The sequence below is a fragment of the Paenibacillus sp. Cedars genome (genome assembly GCF_003184205.1).
Taxonomy (GTDB): domain Bacteria; phylum Bacillota; class Bacilli; order Paenibacillales; family Paenibacillaceae; genus Paenibacillus_AQ; species Paenibacillus_AQ glucanolyticus.
This window is the reverse complement of sequence record NZ_CP020866.1, coordinates 441969-460000: the sequence shown is the minus strand read 5'-3', so window position 1 is coordinate 460000 and position 18032 is coordinate 441969. Positions and strand designations below refer to the sequence as shown.

Sequence of the window (18032 nt, the reverse complement as noted above, 5' to 3'; positions counted from 1 at the left end):
ATATTTTCTTGATGGCCTCTCCCTCCGTGAATTGAACATAGTTCTGACCCGTGCTGGCATCCAGCGCCCCTTTAACCTTCTGCTCCTTAAGCAAAGTCTGGAGCTTCTCCATCCCAATCGCTTTGGAGGACACCTTCGCTTCTCCCTCTTCGCTGGTCTCCGTCCATACCCTGGTATATAAGGGAACACCCAATACCAGCTTGGATGAAGGCACACCGTCCTCTTCCATGATTCGTCTTACCGATTGCTCGGCCCATGGCAGCGAGGATACCGATCCCGCTTTTGGACTGGAAGCCCAGTGCTCATCATAGGCCATCACCATCATATAATCAACCGTCTCGCCAAGCCGTTTGCGGTCGAGAAAGAGCGACCACATCTCGCTATTCGATTTCGGAGTAACATCAATGGAAACAATCAATCCTCTGGCTTTAGCCAGCGGCTTCATTTCTCTCACAAATTGAACCACATGTTCTTTATCTTTGGTGTAGACATTTTCAAAATCGATATTGATTCCGTCCAGCTTGTATTGCTTGGCATAGGTCAGCATTTGCTTGATAATATGAGATCTTCTCTCATAAGTAGACAGCGCCTCCGTTGTCAGGTCAGGATCAAAACTGTTGTCCATTAGGGCCCAAACTTCCATATTCCTGTTATGCGCCCAGCTCACATACTGCTTCACGGCTTTAGATTTGACCGTACCCTCGGCATCCACGATGCTGAACCAGGTGGGGCTCACCACATTGACACCAGGTAATTCCCCGATCTTATCCGTGCTTGGGTTTTTGGAATAGACAGCCTCCCACACCAGATTGACCGATTTGTCCTTCCACTCCAGCTCAACCCGCGAAGGAGTCTCTGCAAGGACCGGAATATCTTTAACGTTACCGAGTTTAGTCTGGTCTTTAAGAACATATCCGGTGTAGCCGTTATCGGCTTGAACAAATAACCATTCCTCTTCTTCGCGCCATACCCGGAGCCGCTCACCGGCAGGCATGTCCAGTACAATCGGTGACTTCTTCTCCCCGCTCTCGCGCAGAGCCACCGTGTCCTCAGGTTTACCCGGTGTTGCCTCCGCAAGCTGAATCGAATCACCTGCACGCATCAAGATAATTGCACCTGTTAACGAGTTCTCTTGAACGGCTATCCCGTAATGCTGCTCGAGCGGCTTAAGGGGCACGTAAGCCATACCGTCAACGAGCTCAGGAGCATAAGGGACGGTAACCGTTTTACCATTCAGATCCCCCTTGGTGCTGTCGATCTTCATACGGAGAACCGATTCCGAGGTTGTCATGATAATCGATTTGGTCTCTTCCTCATAACGAATATTGGCATCAACGCTCTCCTGAATAACCGTTATGGGCAGCATCATTTCTTCTCCGCTTTCCCGGGCAGGATACTCCTGCAGTTCACCCTGGACAAAAATCGGCTTGTCCATTCCTCGCCAGTCCGGCACCGTATAAGTCTGGTTCGGAAAAAGGGTGGTGACCACCCACCAGACTCCTGCCGCTATCAACATCAAGCCCAGATAAAAAGAGCTTCTCCTGGTACGCCGCCTCTTTCCACGATATCTTCTTCTTGCCAAACTACTCCCCCATTTCATTCTCGCCCTCTATATATCCCCTTGTGAGAAAACGCCCTTAAAAATAAAAACGTGTGGAATGGTTGATTCCGCACGTTCATTTATAAGTAACCGAAGTCTATTTGCAGGACTTGCAGAGCCCATACAGCTCCATCCTTAATCCCTTCACTTCAAACCCGGTGCATTTCTCAGCCTGTACTCCAACATCTTCAAGGGACGGATAGCTGAAATCTTCAATTTTTCCGCAACTCTGGCATATTACATGATGATGATCGGATACATTTGCATCAAAACGACTGGAATTATCTCCATAAGTCAGTTCACGCACCATGCCGGCCTCAATAAACATTTTTAAATTGTTATATACAGTGGCTACGCTCATACTAGGAAAATTAGGTTCCAGAGCCCGATAAATATCATCCGCTGTCGGATGACCCATAGATTCAACCAAATACGTTAAAATCGCATGACGTTGCGGCGTGATACGGACACCGGTCGTTTTCAGTTGTTCCAGCGCATGCTGTACGGACGTTCCCATGGTTGCCCACCGCCTTCAGGTTTAACTGGTTTTTTTCAAAACCTATACCGCTCTTAACCTTTATTGTAAGGCGTTTCTTTGATTCTTGTCAATCCGGCAGAGGCGTCAAGCCCCCGTTACTGCGGCTTTCCTCCTGCTCCGGATAGCTCCGATAGATGTTCAAATTACTGTTGCCTTCAATCCGAATGGAGTGTTCGGATGTGCCCGATTCACCGGATATCGTTTTTTGATCGATCAGAAGATTGGGAAGCGTCGTAAGGATTCTACCGTAACTGATGGTCCCTTCCAGCTTGTAATCCCCTTCAAGCGGAATATGAAGATTCATCTCGCCAACCGCACTGTACACGTTCCAATCGCCTCCCACATGAGGTGAGCGTATAGCAACGCCGCCATTGAGGGATTCCGCGCTTAATTGCGACTCTGCACCACTGATCAGAATATTGCCATTCCTCGTCTGGACCCGGATTTCCTCCGTCGTTCGCTTGACGGTCATATTCCCCACCTGAGTGGTCATATCTGTTTCGCCTGTGATGTCTACGGCCATCATATTGCCTCGGTTAGTGGACATTTTGATATTCCCCAGGACGCCGCGTGCCGTCATGTCGCCATTTAATGTTTTACCGGTAACATTCCCGTAAACACGATCCATCGTAATAGGTCCGTTGCCGCTCTCCAGCGAAATATTCTCTATAGCTTCAACGCCGTTTAAGGTGATCGCTCCGTTCATCGTCCGTATCTCAAAATTAAATCGACGATCATCCGGTACCGCGATATGGAGATTCATCCGGGGCTGACGCTTACCCGATTGTCCATAAGCCTTCCCCTTCGATCGAATCGTTATCGTCTTGCCTTCTCCCACTTCAATCGTGGATTGTTCCGCTATCGCTTCGGCTAGACCGGAAGGTTCGTGGTCGACCCAAACTTCCGCTTCGACCCTGATCTCATCCACATTCTGCCGCACGATGGTGATATCGCCGTTTAAGTGATCCACGATGATTTTCTCGGTGTCCAGTTCTACCGGAATATCCAGCACCGGCTTCTGAAACTGGGTACCCTCAGCTTCGCTGTAATCGACTCCCGCTGCCGTCAAATTCAGGCTCACCCGATTCCAGAGATGGAGAAAATGCTCCTGCTGAGAGATAACGAACACGGATGCCGTAATGGCTGCGGCAAGCAGAACGCCCTTGATATCCGGCCGGAACCGAAATTCCTTACGTCTGCCCAGAACACGTGTCACGGTGTACCGTACTAAATATTCAACTCCGAGCAATATGAATAGCAGCGGCCACCACCGCTGGATCAAAAATATATAATCGGTGCCCCCGCGTTCATCCAGCAGCAATAACACCCCTGAACAGACAAGCAGTATGGCAGCTGTAAATCGACCTACTCTGATTTTATGTTTCATCCGTCTCCTCCCCTCGTCAGTATTGGCAGCTATCGTGTTTTGTGCCCTGCAAAGATACGCTACAGGGATTTGCCCTTGCCTTTACCTTTACGGTGCCGGAGAACTTCTCGAACCGCCGCCCATATTCCGAGGATGATTAATACGACAGCAGAGAACTCCGCTCCATAATCACGGATAACCACCTGAAGCCAGGGAGGCTTCTGATGAAACAGAATGAGCAGGATCCCTATAGCAACCAGCATCAAGCCAAAAGGGATTCCCCGTTCACCTCGGAACGGATTGTTCGGCCCTCTTCCCTCATCAGAAGAAACAGCGGCTGCCTCGCCACGCCGTCTCCGCGAGATCATATATTCAGCTGCTTGCAGCACATCGTACACATTATAGAAATAGCCAATCGGAATCAGCAGCCCCAGTACAATAAGCAGCGGTACATTGATCTGCATGCCGATGGAAGAAAAGTATAAAAGCGCCGAGATATCCAGCAGCAATAACATAATAAACGTAATTCCCTTACGGTACACACCCAGATAGAGATGCCCCAAGCCCGGAATGAGAGCGGCTAGCAAAAGCGCATATAATTTACGCCTTCTTCTCTGCAGGCCTGAATGACGCTTCATGCGGATACGTTCTCGTTTCTTCTTGCTTATCGCGGTTTGCGGTTCAGGTGTCGTGTTCATGACCCTCTCTCCTCCTTCTCAAACATCAGGGAGAACTGGCGTTGTTTAACGATGTTTTTCTTTGATAGTACCCCAACGAGAGGCCGAAGTAACTGGCAAAAAACTGGATGAGCCCTCCGCTGACTGCTGACAAGCCTATAAAAAAACGGCACTGCCGATGATCAGCAGTTGCCGTTTCTTCGTTGTACATCCTACTCGGCTGTTACCATTGTCACCTGGCCGATTCCCCGCAATTGCCGGGTTATCGTCATCGGCTCGAATTTACGATCTGTTAATACTTGCATTGTGATTTCGAGCCCCAATACCGCAGGCTGCAGCTCTCCATAAACAGTATTGCTTCGTTCGTTAACAACCAACTTCCTAATCACGCATTCCTGTTCCTCCAGAACCGCCGAGATTTCCTCCAAAATATTCGGTGTATTCGCTGAATGGATGGTAATCAGATGCAGCTTGCTGCCGCGTATATATCGCTGCTCCAGTTTATTAAAGACCACCAGGTTCAGAAGGATAAGGATTGTCGACACAATCGAGGCAAAGTAAAACCCGGCTCCGACGGCCAATCCTACAGCGCCAACAACCCAGATGGAAGCAGCGGTGGTTAAACCGGTAATGGATTTACCCGTGAACAGAATGGTGCCTGCGCCTAAGAACCCGATTCCCGTAATAACGGCTGTAGCCAAACGCGCAGGGTCAATCCGGACATTAATCTCGTCTACGAAATCCGAAAATCCGTAGATGGATAAAAGCATAATCAGTGCAGAACCCAAGCAAACCAATATATGTGTACGCAGACCCGCTGCATGATTGGAACGCTCACGCTCAAATCCGATCAAGCCGCCAAGCAGCATAGCAAGCAACAGCCTTAATAATATAGATCCATTATCTATTACCCAAGGATTATTCAAAAGAACGATACTCCCCTCACGTCTGCTTCTTGTTGCTTATGTTATATGATCATTGTATGCGAAGATGGAATTCGGTCAACTCGACTCCAGGAGCAACTTCAAAAACATGATCTTTTACAAACCCGAACTTCTCATACAAGGTAACCGCAGGCGTGTTGCGCGTTCCCGTCGAGACCGTGAACATCGGCGCCTTATGGTACGTCTCTAATACATGGCGTATCAAAGTCCCGGCGATACCTTTACGAAAATGCCCCGGATGAACCATCATCCGCGATATGGTGACCTGCGCCTCCTCGGCTTCCACGGCAATCGCGCCGATCAGCTCCCCTTCATCATTTATATACCCAAAAAAGGTCTCTCCACTCGTACGAATGGTATCAAAGGTGTCCAGCAGCGGCGGAATATCCGTAAAACCGATGAGCTCAGCTTCCAGCGGGTACGCCATGTGCTGCAACCCCCATATTTGCTGGACGGTATCCCTATCTTCTAAAGATAACTCGTTAATCATACATTTCATCCCCTATCTAATTTCATTGTAAAAAGGAACTTGCCCCTAAACAGGACAAGCTCCGCTTATTGAGAAATAATTCGAGGGTAATGGTTATCTGCTGTTGTGGCTAATTATCCGTTCAGTACCTCAACCAGCAGTTTATTCGCCAGAGCAGGATTGGCTTTACCCTTGCTCTCTTTCATTACTTGCCCAACCAGGAAGCCGATCGCTTTCTGTTTACCTGCCTTATAATCCTCAACGGATTGCGGATTGTTCGCGACAACCTGCTCGACAATGCTCTTGATGGCACCTTCATCGCTGATTTGGACGAGTCCCTTCTCCTCCACGATTACAGCAGGCAGCTTGCCGCTCTCCAGCATCTCTTTGAAGACGGTTTTGGCGATTTTGCTGCTGATGGTGCCCTTCTCGATCAATCCGATCATCTCGCCTAAGCCTTGACCCGAGATCTTCACATCGGACAGCTCCAGATTGCCCGAGTTCAAGTAACCCAGCAAATCACCCATGATCCAGTTGGATACGGATTTAGCATCCTTGGTATAGTTTAAGCTGTCCTCAAAAAAGTCTGCCAGCAGCTTGGACGACGTGATCACCGCAGCATCATAGTCCGGCAAACCATATTCCGAAGCATAACGTGCCTTACGAGCATCCGGAAGCTCCGGAATCGTTGCACGAACCGACTCCTTCCATTCTTCGCTAATATGCACCGTTACCAGATCCGGGTCCGGGAAATAGCGATAGTCATGCGCTTGTTCCTTGCCGCGCATCGAGAAGGTTTTGGCCTGCGCTTCATCCCAGCGGCGGGTTTCCTGAACGATTACACCGCCTTCATCCAGCGTTTCAGCCTGCCGGAACTGCTCATATTCCAAGCCGCGCTGTACACCGCGGAAGGAGTTCATGTTCTTCAGTTCCGCCTTGGTTCCCAGTTCCTTCTGTCCCCATGGACGAAGACTGATATTGGCGTCACAGCGAAGCGAGCCCTCTTCCATCTTCACGTCCGAGACATCACAATATTGCATAATCGCACGCATCTTCTCCAGATAAGCTTTGGCTTCCTCAGGCGTTGAGATCTCAGGCTCGGATACGATCTCAACAAGCGGTGTTCCTACCCGGTTAAAGTCAACCAGCGAGGCATATAAGCCGTCAACATGAGTTAGCTTACCCGCATCTTCTTCCAGATGAAGCCGGGTAATGCCAATCCGCTTCGTCTTCCCGTCTACCTCAATGTCAATCCAGCCGTTTAAACCGATCGGCTGATCGTATTGAGAAATTTGATATGCTTTGGGCGAATCCGGGTAGAAGTAGTTCTTGCGATCAAATTTGCTGACATCGCCGATGGTGCAATTCAGCGCCATGGCTGCTTTCATCGCATATTCCACCGCCTGGCGGTTTAATACAGGCAGTACGCCGGGATGGCCAAGGCAAATGGGACATGTATGTGTGTTCGGCGGTGCTCCGAATGCCGTGGAGCAACCGCAAAATATTTTGGAATTCGTATGCAGCTCTACGTGCACTTCCAATCCGATAACCGTTTCATATTTCGATGTAGACATCTATTGTTTCCCTCCTTCTCTGCCGCCGGTTTACAGTTCAGGGCGCCGTTTATGATGTTCTGTATTTTGCTCATAAGCATGCGCTACGCGCAGCACGGTCGACTCATCAAAGGCTTTGCCGATAATTTGCATGCCTACAGGAAGTCCGTCTGCGAATCCGCATGGAACACTCACGGCCGGCACACCCGCCAAGCTGACAGGAATCGTCAGGATATCATTCAAATACATCGTCAGCGGATCATCCACCTGAGTCCCCAGCTTGAAAGCTGTCGTAGGAGCCGTTGGTCCGATGATGACGTCATATTGTTCAAATACTTTATCAAAATCCTGCTTAATCAGGGTACGAGCCTTCTGTGCCTTCAAATAGTAGGCATCGTAATAACCCGAGCTGAGGGCATAGGTGCCCAGCATGATGCGTCGTTTCACTTCATCACCAAAGCCTTGGCTGCGGGACTCATGATACAGATCGATCAGGCTACCTGCATTGTCCGAACGAACGCCGTAGCGTACGCCGTCGAAGCGGGCCAGGTTCGAGGAAGCCTCCGAAGAAGCAAGCAAATAATACGTAGCAACCGCATAATCCGTATGCGGCAGGGAAACTTCATCCCAAGTCGCTCCCAGCGCTTCAAGCGCCTTCAGTGCGTTGAGGACGGTCTCCTTCACCTCCGCGTCAACGCCCTCGCCCAAGTATTCCTTAGGCACAGCGATACGCAGTCCCGCAATGTCACCCGAAAGAGCACTAAGATAGTCCGGCACGTCCACTTTGGCAGATGTTGAATCCATCTGGTCATAACCTGCGATAGCTTGCAGGACATAAGCGGAGTCTTCGACATTTTTAGTCAGGGGTCCGATCTGATCCAGCGAAGAGGCAAAGGCAACGAGGCCAAACCGGGACACCAGTCCATAGGTTGGCTTCAATCCAACGACACCGCAATAGGAAGCGGGTTGACGAATTGATCCACCTGTATCCGATCCCAGCGCAAAATATGCCTCGCCCGCAGCAACGGCTGCTGCCGAGCCTCCGCTTGATCCGCCTGGAACCCGATCCAGATTCCATGGGTTGCGTACGGGGTAGAAGCTGGAGTTCTCGTTCGAGCCCCCCATTGCGAATTCATCCATATTCAGCTTCCCGATTGTTACGGTATCTGCTGCACGCAATTTACCGACAACCGTCGCATCGTATACTGGCGTAAAATTAGACAGAAACTGACTTGCGCATGTTGTGCGAAGTCCTTCCGTTACGATGTTATCCTTAATTCCGACAGGAAGACCGAACAACAGTCCACGCGTGTCTCCTGCAGCCAGCTTATCATCCAAAACCTTGGCAGATGAACGCGCACCTTCTTCATCCAGCGTAATAAATGCTTTCACCCGATCCTCCGTTTCCGAAATGCGGTTGAAGGCTTGGTCAACCAAATCGGTGACCGAAAGCTCTTTGTTCTGGAGCTTATTATGTATCTCCGTTAACTTGTAATCAAACAGGCTCAAGTGTGTATCCTCCCTTCAGGCTATTCCAATACAGCAGGTACTTTAATTTGGTCGTCTTCCTCATCCGGTGCATTCAGCAGCACTTTCTCGATAGGCAAGCTCTCGCGCACTTCGTCATCTCTCATGACATTGCTGAGGTGCAGCACATGCGTTGTCGGCTCAACACCCTCTGTATCCAGTTCTTTCAATTTCTCGGCATATTGTAAAATCGCATTCAGTTGGCCGGTAAACATCTGTTCTTCCTCAGGCGTCAAATTCAAACGGGCCAGCTTCGCTACATGCTGAACATCCTTATCGGTAATGCTCATGGCTGTGCGTCCTCCTTCATGCCCCTGTCCTATTAAAGGGGTAAAGTCTGTCTCGATAACTTTTCTCATTATATTGTAGAAGCATGGAAGATTCAATCCAATCGGCTGAAGCTTTCTGCTTCCTAGGATACGTCTTATCACTTCAAAAAAGAGCCGGCCTCAGCCGACTCTTCTAAATCCAGGCACGCAGATTCACTTGTTTGATGAAATCCGCCTGGGACATTGCTTCCTTGGTTTCTTCTTCCTCTTCAACACTTTCTTCTAACTCGCCGTTCATCACTTGACGAAACAGCTTCTCATTATATGTCGACAGGGCGAAATCGATGAGCGCTTCCCGCTCGACCCGCTCGGCTTCCTGTTTCAACACGATCGATTCCAGCTCTACATCATCTGCCGGAACAAAAAAATTACGGTTGAGGCTCGGAATCCGAATGACGTAATCGAACGCATTGTCCGGATTTCGGTCATAAGCGATTATATAACCGTATTGACCAACTGGAAGATTCTGCTCAAAGGCGTCCGCGACGATTGTAATCTTTTCCCCTAAACGCAGCATCGTCTACCTCCTGAGTTGTCCATCCTTTTTTTAGAGATAAGAAATAATAAACTTCAGAGGTTTATCCTCCTTGTCTCACAAGAAAAACTTCCGCTACAGCGGGCTGTCTTTCGAGAAACTACGTCGATAGACGCTTTTCTTATCTTCATAGTCTACTAAAAAAAGATAGAGATGTCCATGCGATTCAGAATAAACCTGAATCTCCCATGGAAACTAGGATTGCGGAGATAACGGACTTTTTCTGAGCAGCCCTGCAGCAGCGATAATGGACAGCAGCATGATAAGCAAAGCAGCGATGACAGGTGCCCAAGCACCGGCTCCCGCACCCAGCATCCACTCTGCAGCCATACTGCTTAACCGGCCCGGACTCCACTGAAAACGGGAAGGCAGCAAGCCGGACAACAGCGAGAGAGCAGCCGCCGTTCCCAAGCTAATGAACGCTGCGGCAGGACCTCGAAGGACCGCACCAAGCGGAAGAACTAGCGTTACGATCCAGGCAAGCCATACAGCATACAGCAATCCGCCGCTCGCCACGGCCCCCCATTCCAAGGGACCAATGAGCTGATGCGTATAATACGCTGCACCGGCAAGCCCAAGCGCGAAGGAAACCAACATTAAAGTCATCATGGCTGCCCATTTCGCGCCCATCATCGGCAGCGTGGATACCGTTCGGGTGAGTACAAGCTCAGCCGTACCGGTTGCCCGCTCCCCTGCTACGGTGTTCATCCCGGCCAGTACAAGCACCAGCAGTCCGATGGTACTAAACTGGCTTAACGTTGATGCCATGACACTATCAGCGGACGGAATCGTGAACAATGCCGCCGCTTCCGGAGGAACCTCCCCCGACATAGTTAAAATTTCCGGCAAATAATAAGTAGATACCGGCTGCATAATGCCAAGAAGCAGAAAAACCGCAGGAACCCAGATCCATTTGTAAGTACGGCTGGCTTCGAGCATCTCCTTTTGATAATAAATCCAGAACGGCTTCATGGGCCCACCACCTTCATAAACATATCCTCCAGCGAGGAAGTACCTGCTTCAAAACGGAGGAGTTCGATCCCGTTATCCGCAAGCTCCTTGATTAACACTGCACGCGCTGCCCCCATATCCGTTACCGTCAGCTTCGCTCTGTGTTTGCCAACCTCTGCCTCTTGGACAAAGGATCGCTTGGAGAGACCGTGGAGCCATGCAAGTTCACGCTCTCCTGGTTCTACCTCAATGGAGAGGACCGGCTGCCGGTATTTGCTGCGGAGCTCGCTCAGCGCACCCTTCTCTGCAATTTCTCCGTCAACCATCAGCACCATGTCATCACAAATCTCTTCCGCATCATGAAGCACATGGGTGGAGAACAGAATCGTCACTTCTCCTCGCAGACGGTTCAGCAAATCCATGACCTCGCGGCGCCCGATCGGATCGAGTGCAGATACCGGCTCGTCCAGCATAATCAGCTCCGGCTCGTGCACAAGCGCTTGAGCAATGCCAAGCCGCTGCTTCATCCCGCCGGAATAACCGGAAATACGCCGTTTGGATGCTTGCTGGAGTCCAACCATCTCGATCACTTCCTGACTCCGCTGGAGCGCTTTTTGTCCGGACAATCCCGACAGCTTGGCGCTGAAAGACAAGTATTCCTTACCGCTCATCCAACTGTAGAACTTCGGGTATTGCGGCAAGTAGCCAATTCGATGTCGCCAGTCGTTCGTTTGCTTATCCGCTGACCCATGCTTGATCTCTCCCCGTGTTGGGGGAATCAATCCTGCCAGCATGCGCAGGGTCGTTGTTTTGCCTGCGCCGTTCGGGCCCAGCAGTGCCGTGCAGCCTCCACGCTTCAGATCAAACGATATGCCTTTGACCGGCGTGATGCTTCCAATGCTTTTGGTAAGTTCATGAATACTCAGAAGTTTCTCCGTCATGTCTCCCTCCTCCCCGCGGCAAAATAAGCAATGCTGCCCAGAATGTTGCCGAGCAGTATAATGAGCACCCACATCCATCTCGGTCCTCGTATGTTCGCCGGTTCTGCCTTGAACAGTGAGACAAGACCTGTTACAGCGAGAATCGCTTGCAGTGCAAGGATCGGCCAAATCAATCCCCAATTAATCTCCATAATGATCCTCCTCTTTTCTATATAATGAAAGAACTTAAGGCTTGCGGCGGTTCTTGCGGATAACGAATATCCAGTAAAATATCAGCGGTGTCGGCGATGTGGTCGAGCCCCATATCCCCCAAAACCAAGCCATTTTGCCAAGCCCCCGCTTCCTCGCATCCAAGAACAGCCATGTCCCTTGTACCAGCACAAGTACAACGGCTGCAATAATGATCCAAATCGAGGACTCATTCATTTCATTCATGGAGTCCCCTTCTTTCCGGCAGATCTCAGTCTTTTGGAAAATAGAAGAGTGGCAATGCCCGCAATCATTCCGATCCCGTGAATGAACAGAAGAATAAGCGGCGCTGCCAGGGCGGCCAGCAATCCCCCTCCCACGATAAAAGATGCAACCAAGAGAAAGAGCATGAATTCATATCTCATCCGTCTCCGCTGACGCTCCAGCGTATGAACGGCCAGCATTTGCAGTCCTTCCATGGAAGGTGACGGCACATCGTCAAACAATTGATCTACCCGCTTCATCTCCGTGTTCAATCCTTCAATCCATAAATCGTCTTCATTCTCAGGTACTTTGGCCATCGTCACCCATCTCCTTTCGCAGCTGTTTAATGCCGTATGCTGTCCGTGATTTCGCTGTACCCTCGGGTATGCCCAGCATGCTTCCGATTTGATCATAGCTGTAGCCGTAATAATGCTTCAGCAATATCGCGATCCGGTGATCCTCGGATAAACGGGATAATCCGTCCAGCATATCCGTCCATTCTTCACCCCGCCGCTCCATCTGCCAGCGCATCCGCCTTGCCGCTTGAACCCCCTCCTGCTCCAGCCATTTCTTCTCCCGTTTCTTACGCCGGGCGTGATCGATAAACAGCCGCGTAGCAATCGTGATCATCCATGAGGAGAAGGACGAAGTTCCGTTATATCGGGCCATATTCTCCATGCATCGAACGATGGTGTCCTGTGCCGTATCCTCCGCGATCATCGGATCCATTGTCACTTTAAGCAAATATTTATAGAGAAAGGAGTAATGCTGCTTGAATAGTTGGGCCATCGCCGCAGCATCTCCCCGCTGCGCTTGCCGTATCAAATCCTCTTCATCAGGGAGCATGATGAACTCATCACCTTCTTTCGTCTTGCATATGTAATACGACGAACCCGATCCAATCGTTCAAATGGTTCATGCCTTTATCCTGTACCAAATGATGTAATTTATATAGGTCCCATTATAATGAGACTTAAATTCGTCAGGAAGTCTGTAAAACGCACAAAAAAATAGCAGCCGACCATGTTCCGGCTGCCTTCGCGATTAGATTAAAATTAAAACTTCATGATGAGGGTGTCAGGTTTGCATTCCAATGTCATTCATTAAATCTTATACATTGCAGCCGATGAAACCATGGCTGCTGCGCTATTCCCTCGTCCTTCACGAGCCGGTCCCAGACAACCGAAGTTATTTCCGTCTGAGCTGGCCGCTTCGACTCGGGTTGTCGATCAACTTCGTCGCTTCTTGTAACATTCCCGTTCAACAGCGATAGATGATCCTTCCTCAAAGGCGCTTCCCCCTAATCACGTCCATGCCAAAACTCCCCATAAAATAAAAGAACGCAAACCGGGATAAATTCCACAGTCTGCGTGCTTCGCAATGGGTAACATTTAATTAACCGTATTGTATCAATCTTGTCTTAACTTGTCCAGACAAATATTCCCGGTTTTTGTCGGATGTTATCCTCACCGACTCGAAGAGACGTAGGGGTTCCGCTGCTTTTCATAGCCAATGGTTGTCCTTGGTCCATGTCCAGGGTAAACAACGACCTCATCAGGGAATGTATACAGCGTATTTTGAATGGAGTCCACTAAATCGCGCTCACGGCCGCCCGGAAGATCCGTGCGTCCCACACCTAAACGGAACAGCACATCGCCCGAGAAGAGATCGTTTCCACTCCGAAAACTGACGGAACCCGGGGAATGACCCGGCGTATGATAGACCTTGAACGTATGTCCAACCAACTGCAGCTCCAGTCCGTCCGCCAAATCAAACTCCGCCGGTCCGGTTGACAACGGCGCACTCACCTGCGGCCACATTAATGAGCCGTTAAGCTTCGGATTGGTCAGCCAATCGCTCTCAATGGAATGCAGATAGACGGGACAGCCCTTCAGCTTACGGATTTCCTCGACGCCGCCCATATGGTCGAAATGTGCATGCGTCAGCAGGATCGCTTCAATCTCCAAATCGGCAATCCGCTTAAGCAAGGGACCCGGGTTCATCCCCGGGTCGATAATAACCGCTTTGCCTTCCACGGGGCCTGTCAGCAGGTAGGCGTTTGTCTGAAGCGGTCCTAAATTGAAGGTTTCAATATGAAGTGTCATGATTAGAATCCCGAGATCAGTTCGCGCAATTCCTTAATAATAGCAGCGTGAACCTCGTACCCTTCTCCATAGGCTTGAATGATGCTCTGACGTGCTGCGGCAAGGTTATCCTGATAATCTGGTGCTTCACGATCCGGGTTGTCCTGCTTGAACTGAATCATGAACTTCTGTACGTGTGCCGGACGCGGTCCCCATGTGCCGAGAACATGACCACCGGTATCGGAAATAATAACAACCGGCACCGAGCGCCCACCCATGGTTAGAAACTCATCCATGACATCCAGGTTTTCTTCCATAATAAGCACTTCGGTCTCGATTCCCGCCGTCTCCATCGCACGGAACACCACAGGAATATTACGCGCAACATCACCGCACCAATCCGCTGCCAGAATAAGGACCCGCAGGTCATCGCGGAAATTCAGACTCTCGAAAAACTCCTTGTCCTCTTCATTCTCCCAGGCAAACTGTTCATACCCTGCCTTGAAGGTGTCCTGATTCTTCTGCATGCCATCCATAAACTGCTGAGGAGATATGCCTGTTCCCAAATGATTTGCCATATTCATACTCATTCGTTACGACCTCGCCTTCGCTGATTTTATCCATTTTATCAAAAAATAAAGAATCATGACGGCCAGTGCCCCCAGCAGAATTTCCTGCACGTATGGCCCTGCCTTCTCATCGATGTGCTCCCACTGGTCTCCCAGAAGCAAGCCAAGGTATAAAAATAATGCCGTCCACGGAATTACGGCTAATGTGGTCAGAAGCGTAAATCGGCCTACATTCATCTTGGATATGCCGGCCGGAATCGATATAGCGTGTCTGACAACAGGCACAAACCGGGCCGTAAAAATAACGCCCGTGCCGTACTTGCCAAACCACTCCTCGGCGTAATCAATATGCTTCTTCTTAATCAATATGTACTTCCCGTACTTCTCCAAGAAGGGTCTTCCGCCGTAACGGCCGATCCAATAAATAAACAACTGTGCCAATACGCCGCCAATGGTACCGAAGAGCATGGCCCCCAGAAAATGAAACTCGCCCAGGGAAACCAGATATCCCCCATATGCCAATACGATCTCGCTCGGGATGACCTCTACCATCAAGCCGAGCATGATGCCGAAATAACCCAGTTGCTGGATCCATGCAAACAATTGACCGACAGCCTCGTAAAAGAATTCCACGCCCGTCCCCCGCTTCCCTACTGCGTTGATTTCTTATACTAGCCTATTCTAACACAGCCCGGGACATGCCTTCTACTGCGCCCATTTATAGGCGGCACAGTGACTTCCGCCCGTTTCAGGACATATGGTGAAGCAAAGGAGTGAGTCACGTATGCATTCTCCCCATGCCAAACAACCCGACAGCAAGCCCCCCACCCCCCGCGGTATCAGGCGGGCCTGCAGCAAAGAATTATACCGAACGACCAAACGCCTCAAGCTGTACATTCCCCCGGAAAGCCTGAAGCAAGGAGAAGAATTGTATTACCGGAAGGTGATTGGCAACCTGATCTGGATCCACGATAACCATAGCAACAAAAAGCTGCTGTGCGAGTGGTGGGAAAAAGAGGTGTGCAGTGAGCTGGCAGAGTTATGGGAGGTCCCGGAACGCCAGTTGGCCTCCGCTTTCCGGGATGCTTTTGGCAGGTAGCCCCTGCTGCCTTCAGTTGCCATGAAACCCTAAGCGAAACAAGGAAGCGGCATCCTTCGACTCATGATTTCACAAATCGGTGGCCTGGAGAACTCAAGCATTTATGTTCCTAGATCAAGCCTGTTCTCCAGACGCTTCACCTGCCGGTTCGCAAGCATGGTCAGATAAAACTCCCGATCATTTCGAAGATGGGTGATGTCATGAAGTCCTCCGGCAAGAGAACGATAGCGCTGCAGGATGGCCAGAGCAGACCGAGCTGCTTGGATCGATTCGGCCTGCTCTCCTGCCGTATGGTGCCAGTCCGCGAGGGAGGCCAGCTTTAGCACGGCTCGGGTTTGCTTAACTGCATTGAAGCGGTCCAGGGTTAGGCTCCTGTCATACCAAGCCGCCGCTGCCTTTGATTCGCCTCGAAGGGAATACGCTTCTGCCAGCCTCCAGCTAAGCCCCGGGTGTTCGGGTGCATAGACCATACTCCTCTTCAGCAGCGGGATTCGCTGATTGGGCTGCAGCCGATCGGACAAGCTCATTGCTGCACTCGTGTTGGCAGGATTCCACTTTAATGCGGATTGGAGCAGCGCGATCTGCCCTCCGTCTGAAGCCGATACAGCAGCACGGCGGTTGACTTCGCTGATGCCCAAGGAAGCTGCGAGAACAGTCCAGCCCAGCAGCATCAGGATGGCTGTCAGACTGAGCAGCCGCCAAGCCGGATGGGCCCGTTTCCCTTCCCGGACGACCGCTTGCAGTGGTACCGCCAGCTTGAATTGCCAGCGCCTTTGCGCTGCAGTATGTCCATGCCGGGGCTCCTGGCCGGAGATGCCTTCAGCCAACCCGATCGCTGCGATCCACAGCAGCATTAGCCATACCAGTCCAAAACTCCAGTCAAAATCGACTGCCGCATGCGCGATCAGCACGATGGCCGGGGGCATGGCTCGTGGGTTTGCCTGCATGAGCTTGGTCAGAACAAAGATCAGCAGAATAAGGACGAGCCCCAATCCGATGAAACCTGTGTCCAGCAAAATATCAATATATCCGCTGTGCACCTCGGCTCCGACATAAGGCTGGGACTGAATGGCAAGGTACGATTGGCGCCACGTCTCCCCTCCCCGTCCCAGCCACAGCGACGACCGGGCCAGCTGCCACGCGTCGCTGTACATGAGGCGGCGCGCGCTAAGCGTTGCCGCGCCGCCAAGTGCCCGATCCTGCACCTGCAGCAGGATCAGCACGCCTGCGGCGGCGACGAGCAGCGCCGCCGCCACCGATGCCCCGAACGCGGCATATCGCCGCCGGGGCCCCGCGCTGTGCCGCCAGCGGCACAGCAGCAGGCCGGCGAGGACGCCGCCGGCCCAGAGCCCGGCCAGCCACAGCAGGCCGGGCAGCACCGCTGGAGCCAGCTGGGCAGCAGCCAGCTGGCGGTACAGCAGCGCCGCGCTTGCCAGAGGCGCGGCGGCAGCCACAAGGAGCGGCGCGAAGGCACGCCGCTCCTTGGCGAAGCCGGCCGCGCACGCGAGTGCGGCCGCGAGCCAGGCGCCGCGCGACTCCGTCAGGAGGAGCGCGGCGGTGTAGGGCAGCAGCGGCAGCAAGGCCGCCGCTGCGCGGAGCGTGCTCGTCCGAGTCCACGGGACGGACGGCAGCGCGAACAGCCGCTCCAGCAGGAAGGCGGCCATCACGGCCCCGAACGTGTTCGGGTACTGAAGCAGTCCGCCAAGCCTCGCGCCCGTCGCGCTGATCGCCGCATCCGCCGTATGGTGAATCCCATACGATAGCTCCAGGAGCCCATATACGGCAAGCAGCGCACTGCCGCACAAAATTGCCCCCAGCAGATGCCAGCCCATCCGCATTGCCTTCAGACCCTCTGCTGTACGGCACACGCTCCATGCAGCAGCTGCAAAGGCTCCATAACCTCCCCACAGAACGATCTCCTTCATCGTACCCTCCAGCGACAGCGGCCCTCTGATTCCATGAAATCCATAAAGCAACAGGATGCCGCATATACATCCAAGGATAACGGGCAGACCTCTATCAAACAGCAGAGTATCCGGCATCATGACACGCTGAACTGCCGCCACCCTCCGGCGTGTTCCGAACAGCCGTACTCCCGCCATAACCAGCAGGAGCATACCGAAACCTGTTCCGATCAGATATACGTCCATATCAAAGAACATTCCTGTACGAACACCAGCGACAAGCAGAAGAACGATCAGCATCACAACCCCATAACGAAATGTGGTCTGTACCATGAATGAACACCCCGATTCCATAAGGAATGTGTGTGTAACCCTCGCATGTGGATGCTCATTTCAAGGCCTTCATCCATTCGGCTCACAGAGTCAACACAACCTATTATCCATTTTGGACAAGGAACCACACGGCTATTCTTATGGAACTGGCGGTGAACTC

Annotated in this window: 22 protein-coding genes (1 of these 22 only partly in view); 1 reads left to right on the top strand and 21 read right to left on the bottom strand. The window is 51.5% G+C overall.

The annotated features are described in order from the left end of the window. From B9D94_RS03635 to B9D94_RS03540, 20 genes are all read right to left on the bottom strand, one after another. Positions 1 to 1582, bottom strand: partial view of a glycosyl hydrolase family 18 protein gene (locus B9D94_RS03635; protein ID WP_152827314.1) — the 5' portion only. 134 nt of this gene lie to the left of the window's left edge; 1582 of the gene's 1716 nt are visible here — the first part of the coding sequence; the start codon lies at positions 1580 to 1582; its stop codon lies off the left edge, out of view. A gap of 115 nt (positions 1583 to 1697) precedes the next feature. After that, positions 1698 to 2117, bottom strand: a complete 420-nt coding sequence (perR, locus tag B9D94_RS03630) for a peroxide-responsive transcriptional repressor PerR (RefSeq protein ID WP_006212665.1) — start codon at positions 2115 to 2117, stop codon at positions 1698 to 1700. 88 nt (positions 2118 to 2205) lie between these two features. After that, on the bottom strand, positions 2206 to 3525 hold the full coding sequence (locus B9D94_RS03625; RefSeq protein ID WP_006212666.1) for a DUF4097 family beta strand repeat-containing protein: 1320 nt from the start codon (positions 3523 to 3525) through the stop codon (positions 2206 to 2208). Between the two features lie 59 nt (positions 3526 to 3584). Beyond that, positions 3585 to 4202 carry a hypothetical protein gene (locus B9D94_RS03620; protein WP_006212667.1) on the bottom strand — a complete coding sequence of 206 codons (618 nt, stop codon included), beginning with the start codon at positions 4200 to 4202 and terminating at the stop codon, positions 3585 to 3587. Positions 4203 to 4393: 191 nt separating this feature from the next. Next, the gene (locus B9D94_RS03615; RefSeq protein ID WP_006212668.1) at positions 4394 to 5107 is read right to left on the bottom strand and encodes an MgtC/SapB family protein; all 714 of its coding nucleotides are present in this window, start codon (positions 5105 to 5107) and stop codon (positions 4394 to 4396) included. A 49-nt stretch (positions 5108 to 5156) separates the two neighbouring features. Continuing rightward, complete coding sequence (locus B9D94_RS03610; protein ID WP_040681054.1) at positions 5157 to 5615, bottom strand: GNAT family N-acetyltransferase; 459 nt, start codon at positions 5613 to 5615, stop codon at positions 5157 to 5159. Between the two features lie 113 nt (positions 5616 to 5728). Next, positions 5729 to 7168, bottom strand: a complete 1440-nt coding sequence (gatB, locus tag B9D94_RS03605) for an Asp-tRNA(Asn)/Glu-tRNA(Gln) amidotransferase subunit GatB (RefSeq protein ID WP_148246476.1) — start codon at positions 7166 to 7168, stop codon at positions 5729 to 5731. A 30-nt stretch (positions 7169 to 7198) separates the two neighbouring features. Then, a complete protein-coding gene (gene gatA, locus B9D94_RS03600) occupies positions 7199 to 8656 on the bottom strand; it encodes an Asp-tRNA(Asn)/Glu-tRNA(Gln) amidotransferase subunit GatA (protein WP_148246475.1) in 1458 nt (485 codons plus the stop codon). A 20-nt stretch (positions 8657 to 8676) separates the two neighbouring features. Then, positions 8677 to 8964 carry an Asp-tRNA(Asn)/Glu-tRNA(Gln) amidotransferase subunit GatC gene (gene gatC, locus B9D94_RS03595; RefSeq protein ID WP_063477766.1) on the bottom strand — a complete coding sequence of 96 codons (288 nt, stop codon included), beginning with the start codon at positions 8962 to 8964 and terminating at the stop codon, positions 8677 to 8679. Positions 8965 to 9136: 172 nt separating this feature from the next. Next, positions 9137 to 9520, bottom strand: a complete 384-nt coding sequence (locus B9D94_RS03590; protein ID WP_006212673.1) for a hypothetical protein — start codon at positions 9518 to 9520, stop codon at positions 9137 to 9139. Positions 9521 to 9733: 213 nt separating this feature from the next. Then, positions 9734 to 10510 carry an ABC transporter permease gene (locus tag B9D94_RS03585; protein WP_148246474.1) on the bottom strand — a complete coding sequence of 259 codons (777 nt, stop codon included), beginning with the start codon at positions 10508 to 10510 and terminating at the stop codon, positions 9734 to 9736. Continuing rightward, entirely contained in the window at positions 10507 to 11430 is a 924-nt protein-coding gene (locus B9D94_RS03580) for an ABC transporter ATP-binding protein (RefSeq protein WP_148246473.1), read from the bottom strand. The genes B9D94_RS03585 and B9D94_RS03580 overlap by 4 nt, the downstream gene beginning before the upstream one ends. Next, positions 11427 to 11621, bottom strand: a complete 195-nt coding sequence (locus B9D94_RS03575) for a PLDc N-terminal domain-containing protein (RefSeq protein WP_006212675.1) — start codon at positions 11619 to 11621, stop codon at positions 11427 to 11429. Before B9D94_RS03575 ends, B9D94_RS03580 begins: the two co-directional genes overlap by 4 nt. A gap of 34 nt (positions 11622 to 11655) precedes the next feature. After that, positions 11656 to 11865 carry a hypothetical protein gene (locus B9D94_RS03570; RefSeq protein ID WP_006212676.1) on the bottom strand — a complete coding sequence of 70 codons (210 nt, stop codon included), beginning with the start codon at positions 11863 to 11865 and terminating at the stop codon, positions 11656 to 11658. Further along, positions 11862 to 12200 (bottom strand): YxlC family protein, encoded by a 339-nt coding sequence (locus B9D94_RS03565; RefSeq protein ID WP_006212677.1) that lies wholly within the window; start codon positions 12198 to 12200, stop codon positions 11862 to 11864. Before B9D94_RS03565 ends, B9D94_RS03570 begins: the two co-directional genes overlap by 4 nt. Then, positions 12184 to 12729 carry an RNA polymerase sigma factor SigY gene (gene sigY / locus B9D94_RS03560; protein ID WP_006212678.1) on the bottom strand — a complete coding sequence of 182 codons (546 nt, stop codon included), beginning with the start codon at positions 12727 to 12729 and terminating at the stop codon, positions 12184 to 12186. Before sigY ends, B9D94_RS03565 begins: the two co-directional genes overlap by 17 nt. A gap of 250 nt (positions 12730 to 12979) precedes the next feature. Continuing rightward, positions 12980 to 13171 (bottom strand): hypothetical protein, encoded by a 192-nt coding sequence (locus tag B9D94_RS03555; RefSeq protein WP_063477769.1) that lies wholly within the window; start codon positions 13169 to 13171, stop codon positions 12980 to 12982. A 178-nt stretch (positions 13172 to 13349) separates the two neighbouring features. Next, positions 13350 to 13988 carry an MBL fold metallo-hydrolase gene (locus B9D94_RS03550; protein ID WP_148246472.1) on the bottom strand — a complete coding sequence of 213 codons (639 nt, stop codon included), beginning with the start codon at positions 13986 to 13988 and terminating at the stop codon, positions 13350 to 13352. Between the two features lie 2 nt (positions 13989 to 13990). Beyond that, on the bottom strand, positions 13991 to 14557 hold the full coding sequence (locus tag B9D94_RS03545) for a thioredoxin family protein (RefSeq protein ID WP_006212681.1): 567 nt from the start codon (positions 14555 to 14557) through the stop codon (positions 13991 to 13993). 3 nt (positions 14558 to 14560) lie between these two features. Then, positions 14561 to 15169, bottom strand: coding sequence for an undecaprenyl phosphate transporter UptA (locus tag B9D94_RS03540; RefSeq protein WP_148246471.1), 609 nt, complete (start codon positions 15167 to 15169; stop codon positions 14561 to 14563). Between the two features lie 151 nt (positions 15170 to 15320). Here B9D94_RS03540 and B9D94_RS03535 point away from each other — a divergent pair, with 151 nt between their 5' ends. Further along, positions 15321 to 15635 carry a hypothetical protein gene (locus B9D94_RS03535; RefSeq protein WP_148246470.1) on the top strand — a complete coding sequence of 105 codons (315 nt, stop codon included), beginning with the start codon at positions 15321 to 15323 and terminating at the stop codon, positions 15633 to 15635. A gap of 101 nt (positions 15636 to 15736) precedes the next feature. Here the strand turns inward: B9D94_RS03535 and B9D94_RS03530 are convergent, their stop codons facing one another. Beyond that, the gene (locus B9D94_RS03530; protein ID WP_148246469.1) at positions 15737 to 17872 is read right to left on the bottom strand and encodes a tetratricopeptide repeat protein; all 2136 of its coding nucleotides are present in this window, start codon (positions 17870 to 17872) and stop codon (positions 15737 to 15739) included. Positions 17873 to 18032: the final 160 nt, after the last annotated feature.